The organism is Sporosarcina saromensis (assembly GCF_054901285.1).
Window position 1 is genome coordinate 3662372 of sequence record NZ_CM142738.1, and the last position, 11627, is coordinate 3673998.

5 protein-coding genes are annotated in these 11627 nt (G+C 40.8%); 1 reads left to right on the forward strand and 4 read right to left on the reverse strand.

All coding sequences use genetic code 11. The features are described from left to right. Positions 1-233 precede the first annotated feature (233 nt). A complete protein-coding gene (locus tag ACVHUV_RS18465) occupies positions 234-1361 on the forward strand; it encodes a response regulator (protein ID WP_462085594.1) in 1128 nt (375 codons plus the stop codon). A 58-nt stretch (positions 1362-1419) separates the two neighbouring features. On the opposite strand, the gene ACVHUV_RS18470 is transcribed toward ACVHUV_RS18465, so the two are convergent. From ACVHUV_RS18470 to ACVHUV_RS18485, 4 genes are all read right to left on the reverse strand, one after another. Then, positions 1420-4452, reverse strand: coding sequence for a hybrid sensor histidine kinase/response regulator (locus ACVHUV_RS18470; protein ID WP_462085595.1), 3033 nt, complete (start codon positions 4450-4452; stop codon positions 1420-1422). Positions 4453-4498: 46 nt separating this feature from the next. Next, positions 4499-5383: a diguanylate cyclase domain-containing protein gene (locus ACVHUV_RS18475; RefSeq protein WP_462085596.1), complete on the reverse strand. Its 885-nt coding sequence runs from the start codon at positions 5381-5383 to the stop codon at positions 4499-4501. Between the two features lie 346 nt (positions 5384-5729). Beyond that, a complete protein-coding gene (locus ACVHUV_RS18480) occupies positions 5730-10790 on the reverse strand; it encodes a SpaA isopeptide-forming pilin-related protein (protein ID WP_462085597.1) in 5061 nt (1686 codons plus the stop codon). Positions 10791-10842: 52 nt separating this feature from the next. Continuing rightward, positions 10843-11475 carry a class D sortase gene (locus ACVHUV_RS18485; RefSeq protein WP_462085598.1) on the reverse strand — a complete coding sequence of 211 codons (633 nt, stop codon included), beginning with the start codon at positions 11473-11475 and terminating at the stop codon, positions 10843-10845. Positions 11476-11627: the final 152 nt, after the last annotated feature.

Sequence of the window (11627 nt, forward strand, 5' to 3'; positions counted from 1 at the left end):
AACTAATTATTACCTTTTATGTAATTTACCTATATAGTAAAATTATAGTAATATATAGTTTTATTTGTATTAAAAACATTACTTTAGCTCTTTAATTCAAATAATAAAAATCACAACGATTGAATCATAATTTTTATGTTTACATATCGGCTATTGCATCCATAGCATCTTATTGAGATAATTGTTGGAAATATATAACTGAACATAGAGGATGAGTGGAAGTAGGTGAAATCATGATTAAAGCGATTATTGTGGATGATGAACAGCTAGCTTTAAGGCATTTAGAGAAAAAGCTACAACACACAGGGATTGTCGAAGTAGTCGCTACGTTTTCAAATGCAACAGAAGTGTTAAAAGGGATGAAACATCTACAATTCGATGTCGCCTTTTTGGATATTGAGATGCCCGGACTTAGTGGCTTGGACCTAGCTGATTTGATGAATGACTGGAACAAAGACATATTCATCGTATTCGTAACTGCCTATCGTGATTACGCTGTGCAAGCTTTCGAACTACATTCCATTGATTATTTATTAAAACCTATCTTATTGGAACGTTTGGAGAAAACGACAGCACGTATTGAAGAACAGATTCGTATCCGTTCCACTGAAGAAAACATTACTGTGGAAGTGCAAAAACCTTTAAAAATTCTCTGTTTTAAAGAGTTCATGGTCTTCCATCATGATACGCCAGTAAAATGGAAAACCGCTAAAGTCAAGGAACTTTTTGCATTTCTATTCACCCATCTAGATGAGTTAATCCCTCGAGATACACTCATTGATGCATTGTGGTTTAATGTGGATTATCAACGTGCGAAAATACAATTGCATACAACTATGTCTTATTTGCGTAAGTTACTTGGAGATATGGGGTATCCAGATGCGATTACTTTTTCAAGCGGTGGCTATACAATGAGAATCTCACGTTTTGAATGTGATGTTCATCAGTTCGAGACGATGATAGAGAGTCACTCAGTAGTTACAGATAATAATTTCGAAATGTTTGAAAGCATCGTCCAACATTACAGTGGAGATTATATGGATACAACCGGCTATGAATGGGCTTTACCTAAAGCACATGCAATACGTCAGAAATTATTGCATGTACTGCAGCAGATGGTTGATTATTTTACGAATAAAGGCATGGAAACCAAAATACAACAATATTTACAGCTACTCGTTTCGCATAATCCATATTCCGAACACACTATCCAACAATTAATGAAGTTCTATGTGAAAATCGGAAACCGCGGCGAAGCAGTACGTGTCTACAATGAAATGAAAAATATGCTTATTGAAGATTTAGGTATCCTTCCAGATCAATCTACAAAAGCGCTTTATGAATCCATTATTAATAACTAAAAAAGTGCCTTTATAGCTTTCACAGGTATATCCTGCCAGCTATCTTAGGCACTTTTTCTTAGTTCGGGATAGTAAAAGTGACTGTAGTTCCTTCGTATAATACACTCGTAATTGTCAATCCACGGCCAAACAATTGCTTTAGTCTCTTATCCGTATTCAACAAACCGATTCCATTTTTGGAATTCGGGGATGTTTGTAGCAATTTCCACACTTTCTCCTTATCCATTCCCATTCCATCGTCTTTAATAGAAACATCGACTCCAGTTTCATGTTCGATGATTAAAATCTTTACTATTCCTCCTTCAGGCAATCGTAAAATCCCATGGTTAATAGCATTTTCGACAAGAGTTTGAATGGATAAAGGTGGGACGAAAACTTCATTGTACGTATCTACATGCCATTCTACCTGCAGTCGGTCCCCAAAACGCTCTTGTTCGATGTATACATAGGCTTGTACAAGTTCCAATTCCTGCTCCAACGGAATTAGCTCACTTAAATTTTGAGTCATGAAGCTTGCATTTAAATAAACCCCGAATTGATCAAGCAATTTCATCATTTTTTGTGGATCTTCATCACTTAAAGCTGCTATCGTATTCAAAGTATTAAATAAGAAATGTGGCTGGATTTGCGCTTGTAACCAAGCTGCCTCCATTGCTACTTGCTCTTTAAGTGACAGCTTTAAATCCGTAAATGCTTTTACACGTGAAACCAATTCAACCCGATCGATTGGTTTGATTAAATAATCGCTTGCTCCGAAATGAAAGCCCGTCTGGATATCTTCCACTTGATCACGTGCTGTTAATAATAATATTGGTAATTCTGCTAATGTATACCGCTCGCGTACCCTCTCTATCAATTCAAAGCCAGACATTCTTGGCATCATGACATCTGAAATGATAAGCTCCCATTTACATGTATCTAAGTACACCAATGCTTCTGGTGCACTACCACATATTGTTACATCATATTTTTCTTGCAGAATTTGTTCGATAATGGATAAATTCAGTGGATCATCATCCACAACAAGAATTTTGGGACGGTTTTCCGTTTTATCAGTCATCCTTACGTTGAACGAATGGTTCTCCACTTTTTGAACCGCAGGGTATTCTTTAATTGGCCCTGACCAACTTTTCCCAATTGGTATTGAAAACATAAAGACGGATCCTTCGTTTAACTGCGAACTTACATCCATCTTTCCACCATGTAGGCGGACGAGTTGATCACAGATGGTTAGGCCTAGTCCTAAACCACCCCCAATAGTAGTCATGCTAGAATCAGCCTGTACATATGGGTGAAAGATGGATTTTAACGTCTCATCATCCATACCAATTCCAGGATCCTGAATACGAATAACTGCCATAGCACCTTCCATCTTAGCGGTGATGATAATCTCTCCATGTTCCGTAAATTTCACTGCATTATGTAGCAGATTAAAGAGGACTTGAAATAGCCTATTTTCATCCGCTCGCACGTATGGAAATTGTTCCGAAATATGGATTGCAAACGTAATTTGCTTTCCTTTTGTCATGAAACGAACTGTATCCACTGCTCCCGCAACAACTGCAGATAAATCTACATCCGTTACTTGCAGGTTGACTCTTCCCTCTTTTAATCGTTGCACGTCCAACAAATCATTTAAGATAGAAGACATCCGTTTACTGACCGATATGAGCGTTTCCAAGTTGCTTTTGCTTTCAGCAGAGAGTGTTGGCTCGTTCTCATAAATGGTTTGAGAGATACTCATAATTCCTTGAAGTGGATTCCTTAGTTCATGAGATGTATTTGCTAAAAACTCATCCTTTTGTTCATTCACTTGCTGTAATCTACTTGCCAATGCTTGACTTTCCTCTGATACGGCAAAGAACCGCTTAAACCAAAAGATTGCGAAACAAAGAACTGCAATAATAATATCGAACGGATAATAGGGCAATACAAGAATCGTATTGGTCTTCAATGCGGCCCATCCAATATTGTTCGCAATCGAAATCATCGCTAAGAGGAGGAACAGCGCACCAGACATACCTCTCGAAACGATTTGAAACAAACTTAGCGCGATAAGAATTGGTACGACAAGCATTATAAACGAAAAAAGCACGCTTGCTATAGGATGGATATCCCACAATAAAAGGAAGATGTACAGTAAATAAATCGCTACGACCGTTTTATTTGTGACGGACAGCGCATCTCCCTTTTCTCGCGTTTCCGTTAACAATCTTTTAAAGAATAACAGTAAAAACACGACCGAAGTAACATAAGAAATATAGAAGAACACCGTCCAAAAGTGGATTGAGACCGACGGGAATAGCGCTAGTAAAATGCGATCATCATCGATGAGAATGGATGTAGCAGCACTTCCAAAAACCATTGCCAAGTATAAAAGTTCAATCCGTCTGGAAAAACTAAAAAATAGTATAATCGCAAACATGAAATGTAGGACTAGAATGCTCGACGACAATATCTGATACACGATTGAACGGGTATGTTCCCTCGATATAGATGACATTGTGCCGAACTGCAAAGGGCTGTTCATACCACTTACCTTGGAGCGGTTTTTATCTGCAATTTGAATCAGTATTTCAAATTCTTTTTCATCACTATCTAAACGAAGCGTGACCGGTTCCATACTTGGAGTGAAATCGGTAGCTGTAGTAGCCACTTTACCTTTCTCTGATACAAGCTCACCGTTAACAAATATTCGAAACGCTGAACGGATATCTTTCACATACAAGGCAAAGGGTTCATCAACCATTGTTTCGTTCAATAAAACCCGCAGTTTGTACGTTCCATACAAAATCGGTTGATCCTTTTCTACTGAGGACACATTTAACGCACTCTTCCACTTACCCGGAATTGAAATGAGTTGCTCTTCGTTTCCAGTCTCCCCGGGATCGACAAGGTTCCATGGGGTTATCAACCATTCACCATTTAATGGAATTACATCTTTTACAACATTTGCGCCTCGTAAATCCATCACACCACCCACTGCACTCGGAAAATTTGAAGGATGGTAATGTAAGAGCCACAACACTCTTAATCCAGTGATGACAAGAAAAAATATTCCTGTCACGAGTAGTAGTTTTCGTTTATTCATAGAAGCTCCCATCGTTTACTAAGCATACACCTGTATAATCCATCCCTTACAAATGCTTGTTTGAAAATCGGTATTTGTGCTGAGCAGATGCTTTTGCTTCGTACATGGCCTGATCAGCGAGTTGTAACAAGGAGGACGGATGTAAACTGTCATCTGGATATAAGCTGATGCCAATGCTTACACTTATATTCAATCGGTTTCCATCCAATATGAACGACTCATCGAATCGGTTGAAAATTGATTGGATAATGGCATTAAGATGAGAATGCCCTTCTAACAATAGGATGAATTCGTCCCCGCTGAGATGAAAAATATGCACATTTTGAGAAGCCATTTCTGCTAATCGTTTACCAAATTCAATGATTAGTCGATCTCCAATATGGTGTCCATACACGTCATTGATTGTTTTGAAATGGTTAATATCCAAATACATCACTGCAAACGGTGACTGTCCATTTTCGCCAATGACAACAAAGTGATCCAGCTTTTCCAACATCGCCCGTCGATTTGGCAAATTCGTCAATTCATGTCGAAATGCCATTTGTCTCCATTTTTTCACGTTCCTCTCGGCCGTCCGATCAATGTGGATGGAAACGATTTCTTTCACCTCCCCGTTATCTTCCATTATAGGGATGAAAGTTGATTCAAGCCACCTATGTTCGCCAATTTCAGAAATTAGCTCCATACGGCCGTACCACCGGTCCACTGCTACAACGGTTTCCAAAACTGCCTGGAAGTCTTCCAAGCTTACAAGCAACTTGTCATAAGGCTTTCTTAACAAATCATCTTTCGTATAATGCGTCAATTGCAGAAAGTGCTCATTCACTTCTATGATTTCTCCAGTTCGTGAAAGTCGGGCAATTGAAAAGGAGTCTTCAAGCAAAGACAACGAATCGCTAATCCTTTTTGTCATATATTCTTGTACGTTCAAAATCCCCCCCCTCTCTTGACGTTCCTATGTACTAATCACAAAAACTTGTGCATTTTTTGTTTTTTCCTACCATTAAACGATGCCAAACAGTACTTTTTTTAGTGTATAGTCTCTTCCTTATAGACTACTTAATAGTTCTTACAAAACACTTATACAGCGCAAGTGATGACTGAGCATAGGACGTTTAACAAATGCCTACAACCTTCAGCTTACCTCTACACAATAAAAACTGCGTAAATACCATTTGTACTCACAATGGTTTTACGCAGTTTCATGGAAATTAAGCAATCCAACAAGACCATCTCTGATTGATTAGCACGTTAAGAATTCGTTCACTCAGCTACAGTTACTTAAACACTTTTGATTTCTTTCTTCTGAGTAACAACCATCCACCAAGTAAGATACAAGCAATTCCAGCTGTAAATGTACCGATTGGATACGCTTCTCCTGTTTGTGGCAGCTTTGCACCACCCGCACCTAAAACACCTGAATCATCTGGTTGTTGTGATGGCTTTCCAGGTTCTCCTGGTTCTCCTGGCTTTTCTTGTTGTTCTTTATCTCCTGAATCGCCTTCTACTTCCGAATCATCGGGTTGTGTCGGTTGCTCAGGTTCACCTGGTTCTTCTGGTTGACCTGGTTGACCCGGTTCTTCCGGTTCGCCTGGTTCTTCTGGTTTTTCACCTGGATCTTCTGGCTCACCTGGTTTGCCTGGCTCTTCAGGGTCTGTTGGTGGATCTGTCGGTGGATCGATCGGTGGCGGGAACCATCCTCCAGGACTTTCTTTCGTATTTTCAACCGTCAATTCCAAGATTTCTGTTTGACCAACTTCAACAGTAAACTCGATTGCCGTTCGAAGCTTCACATACCCAGCAGGTGCTGCTGTTTCAACGAGCTTATAGTTGCCGGGATAGAGCCCCTTCACATCTACTAGCCCATTGTCGTCTGTTATGAGGTTTTCAGCATGAATGGTACCCATAGCATCTTCTACTTTGAAAATAGCGCCTGCTAATGGATTACCGTTCGCTCCGTCCACTTTTTTAACACGTACATCTCCAGGTATTGCTGTATTTTTCATACGTACTGTCAACATTTCAGCAGGTTCCACTTCACTTTTTTCCACTGCAAACTTCATTGGCTCAGCATTCAGTTCATAGCCATCCGGCGCTTCGGTTTCCACAAATTGATAAGTGCCTGGCGCTAGATTTTCCACTAGAATCGTTCCTTCAGCATTTGTCGTATGCGTCGAGATGAGTGTTCCATCGTCGTGTTGTAATTCAAACGTCGCTCCACTTAATGTCTTTGTTTCATCTTTCTCGTCAATCTTTAGTAGCTGAACATCGCGTGGAATGAGCGTGTTTTTCGCTACTACTTGGACGCTTTTGGACGAGCCGGCTTCCAACACAAATTCCATCGGCGTGTTGTCTAATTGATAAAATTCCGGGGCTTTTGTTTCAATGAAATAATACGTGCCCGGATCAAGATTTTGGACAACCGCTTCACCTTGTTCCATTGTTCTGACAAGTTCTCTAACGATATTGCCGTTTTCATCTACCACCTTAAATTCAGCACCTGAAAGGACAATCGTATCGTCAACACTATCTACTTTCTTCAATAATGCTGAACCTTTTTTAATGTTCATTGCAGTAACTTCTTTGCGGACAGTTGCATCCTCTTCAATTGTGAATCCTTTAGAATCTGTAAGAAGCTGATAGCCAAGTGGTGCCTTGGTTTCCACAAACCGATAGCTACCTGGATCCAAGCCTGTTACAGTAATTAATCCATTATCGTCCGAGACAAGTCGGTCTCTCACAATGATAAATCCGTTCTCATCTTGCTTTTGAAGCTGGAACTCAGCATCAGCAAGTACGTTCCCATCTTCGCCAATCTTCTTAAGCTGAACTTCATATACAAGCTTCGTATTATTGACAGTTACTTTGTTGCCTGGTTTATCAGCATTATCCTTCTCAAAAGGCGTGTCAATTGTAATCGTTTGATCCTCAGCTGCTAGATAGCCGACAGGAGCTTGAATCTCTTTTAATAGATAGTCTCCATATAGAAGTCTATCAAAGACAACTTCACCATTTTCATTTGTTTCCCCGCTTGCTACTGTCGCTTTGCTCTCCTTATCAACGAGTGCAAATTTGGCACCTTTTAGAAGCGCATTGGAACTGCCATCTCTTTTAATGACCGTTAACTGACCGAGTTCACCAGTTCCGGTACCCATTCCAGCTGTCCGCTTAACTGTAAACGTTTCACTAGAACCTGATTCCGTTGTAATGTTCTCACCACTGAATTCTACGCCGTTATTGATCGCCGTACCAACTGCTGCAATAATGCGCGTTTGGTATTCGAGAATATACGGTTCATTCATGACATTCGTAAAGGTAAGCGTAAACGTATCCGGATTTTCTGTGAATGAAAGGGTGTAATCTTTCCCTTCTACCATTTCCCCTTGCTTCTTTACAGAGCCATCTTCAGCGACAAGCGTTTTATACAGCGTGAACGAATCCGGTAGAATTACTTGGTTGCCATCTGGGGTGTCAACGATTTTCGCATTATGAACAGTAGACTGTGCGAAGTTGATGTTTATCTTCCAATCAATAATCTTACCATTTTGCTCACCTGATTTATTGATGTACGAGCCACCATTTGGGACCGATACGGCTGCATTCAATTCCCATTGTTGTGAATCGTTATTCTTTAAGGCTGCCGCATTGTTATAGGTTTCCGCTACAAGTGAGACTTCATCCACTGACGTATTGTAAACGACTTTATACGGTTCACTAATTGGTTTGGTAAACGTAATTTTAAATTGTTTCTCGGATGGATAGGAAATGGCATAATCGACTCCTTCAACTGCTTCCCCTAGTTCCACTCCATTTTCGCCGCCAGTCAGCGACATTTTATACACCGTAATTGAATCTTTTAACAGCTTTTGATTCCCGTCAAACGTGTCTTCAACGACTGCATTTTCTAGCGTTTGCAAGTTATAGTTCACACCGATTTCCCACGTGATCTCTTTTGTAATCGCGTTGTAGGAACCATTTTTAAAACCATTAGACTTTGTATATGCATCAGGTTTAAACGCGGCTTTTGCTGTAAGGGTACGATCTTTATCAGCAGCATCTTTCCAGTCGAGCTCCACACGATTCTCAAGGAGTTCCTTTGTTTTGTCCGTTCTCGCTTCATAATCAAAACTCGTATTATACCGGATGTAAACCTCTTTTTCGATTGTACGGTGGAAAGTAAGGGTGAAACCGTCATTCGTTTCCACAACCGTATAATCTGAAGCCTGTACAGTTTTGCCGCCTTCTGTTACTGCTACACTGTCCGCCATAAACGTTAGACCACCATTTGTAAATGTATCGGTAACGACAACCTCTTTCATCGTATGTTGGTCTCTGTTGACACGAATCGTCCAGCCAATTTCTTTCTTTTTATAGTCAGGTGTACCAACATATTTAACTAAAATTTGCGGACTGATCTTTTGACCGACGACGTCGCCTACATCATCATCACCCGCTGCGACTTCATTCACAATTGTCGCATCCTCATATACACGATCAATTGACTTCGTTTTGTACGTAATTTTGTAAGCTTTTTCGATATCATGATTAAAGCTTAATACGAACCCATTTTTACCTGCTTTGGATTGGTCGGTAAAGGTATAGTTTGTAAATTTCGTAGAGCCGGATTCCTTACCTGTTTCAGGATTAATCGTTACTTCCTCAACCGAGAGTGAATCACCAAGCAATTCTTGACTGTTCGTAAAAAAGTCTGTTAGTTTTGCCTCAGATTGAGGAATGCTTTTCTCATTATAATTGTAGAGTATTTCCCATTCAATGGATTGATCCGCTTTGTTATACGCTTTAGCTCGTTTTGCAAGCGGTTTGCCGCGTTGAATGGAAACGGAAGCTGTTGCTTGCTGATCCTTTTTTCCATCTGCCGTCAACGTCGCAGTGTTTGAGAACTCTGTTGCATCTTCGTCGATTACGGTAGTTTCAAACACCAGTCGGTAGGCTGTGTCAATATCGCCCAGCAAAACCGGAAACGTTCGGGAATCTAATGGCAATTCGGCCCCAACTTCGACCTTTCCGCTCCACTTTGTGTTCAACTGATAAAGCTTCATTGAGCCGTCTTTCAGTTCCAGTCCGGCTTGTATCGGATCGATGATTTGTGCATTCGTTAACGAAGCTAAGTTTTTATTCACATCAATCGTCCATGTGATGGTTTCACCGTTGTACACCCGATTTGGCGTCCCTTGCTTCTCAATTGCTGCTCCACCTGGTTGGAAGTTAAGAGGAATTGTTAGTGACGCTTTCCCTTCTATCGGCGTGATGATCAATTTGTCTCCGGTGATAATTGTTTCTTCGCTAATTTCGGTCCAAATGCCGATTTGTCCATTAACATCGGATTTACGTTCAATGTAGTCAGTAAACTCGATTGTCACAGTACCATTTAATGCTGCTGTAAACCATCCCATTAGTTCACCGGTTTGATCACGTATTTCTTCCGATTCCACAATGTTGTGCACTTTCAATTCAGGCGGTAACTGAAACGTGAATGTCGCTCCGGCTTTATACCCGTGACCAACTTCCAATGCCCACTTGTAGTGAACACCAATCACGGTTTGTTGATCAACTTCATCCACAGGTTGCTCATTGGAATCTTCGTATGTCACGTCAACATCGGTCAAGATATTTTCTGTAATGACTCCTGCATTTGTCGGCTTAGCAGTCTCTGTCTGATCAGCTTCCGTTGAACTCTCGTTCTCAACATTTTCGGTCACTGTCGACTGCTCATCTTCTTCACCAGTGAGCGTCTCTTCATCTGAACCGTCAACTGGCATTTCTTCTTCGCCGCCAGTTCCTTCTGCTCCAGGTTCAAGCTGTTCGCTTTCTCCAGGAGGCTCTTCGCCGAGTTCTGTTGAATTTTCCGTATCCGCTTTTGGCTCATTCGTTTGTTGTTCATCGACTTCATACGTTACACCCGCAAACACAAAGCTTGTTGCTTCCGCATGTAAGTGCCCAGACACAATGAGCGTACCAAATTGTTTTGATGGCTGGCCTTGAATACGGGCCGTTAACAATCCATCAGAAATAGAATAGGCAATTGCATTGTCATCATCTTGCCATACGCCAGCTGCCTGATCCACCTGTACTTGTTGAGGAAACGGCAATGAGAACGACTGTCCTTCAGTAACGTCTCCTTCAACTTTCCATTCATAGTGAAGTTGTATTGTGGAATCGTGTGTAAAACTGTCACCTGCTGTCGTTGCCGTACGTTCCATAACCATAAATGACTGCGTGGAAGTGCCAGCTTCACTTGCATGCACCATCGAAATTGGTCCTAAAATCGTTTGACCGATGAGCAGTAGAAATAATGCAAAAATTGATAGTTTCTTCATTTCATCCATTCTCCCTCTTTCCTGTACCCGTATCCATCCTGTATGGCCAATGTCATTTCTCACCTTGACCATTTACAAGTTTGCCTTGGACAATTAATCGATAAGGTGGATTGTGACTTCCTAAGGGTGTGCACGTAACGAGCGTCAATAACGGATCTTCCTGATCATCTAGAACAGACACTTCCGATTGGTGGACGACGAATGAATCGGTGATGACATACTCAAACGTTCCATCAGTCGTTACGACAGTCGCCGTATCACCGGGTTCCACTTCCCGCAATCGATTGAACTGCTTTCCGTGTGTGACGGATCGATGACCTGCTATTCCGATATTGTTCATGCCAAACTGTTTTTCAGGCTCTATCATGCCAACACCTTTCGTCAGCGCTTCAACTGAGGAACTATCAAAAATCGCGATTTTCAGATCAATCTTTTCAATTTGTAATAGTCCCGTCACCCCTTCCAACAAATCGGCCTCCTCGGAATCCGCCGTGCTTCCAACCTCATCTTTTACCTCACCATCTACTACAGGTTGCTCTGATTCTTCAATTGTCCCTAGTCTTTCAAAAGCGTCTAATAGATCTTGTTGTTCTTTGTGATATGCTTTTTTTTCGATTTGAGGATAAAAAAGAATACCAAGGCCAACAACCAGTAGCAAACTACCTATTACTCTACGAATGTACATCACACTCCTTATCTAACAGAACTTCTACTACCATATATACTCTATGCAATAGCCCTTAAAGTCTTCTTACCTTATTCTTAAACTTCTCTTAAACAATGAAAACCCATACAAAAAAACCGCATGAAGCTAAGATATGATTCTCTTGCTTCATG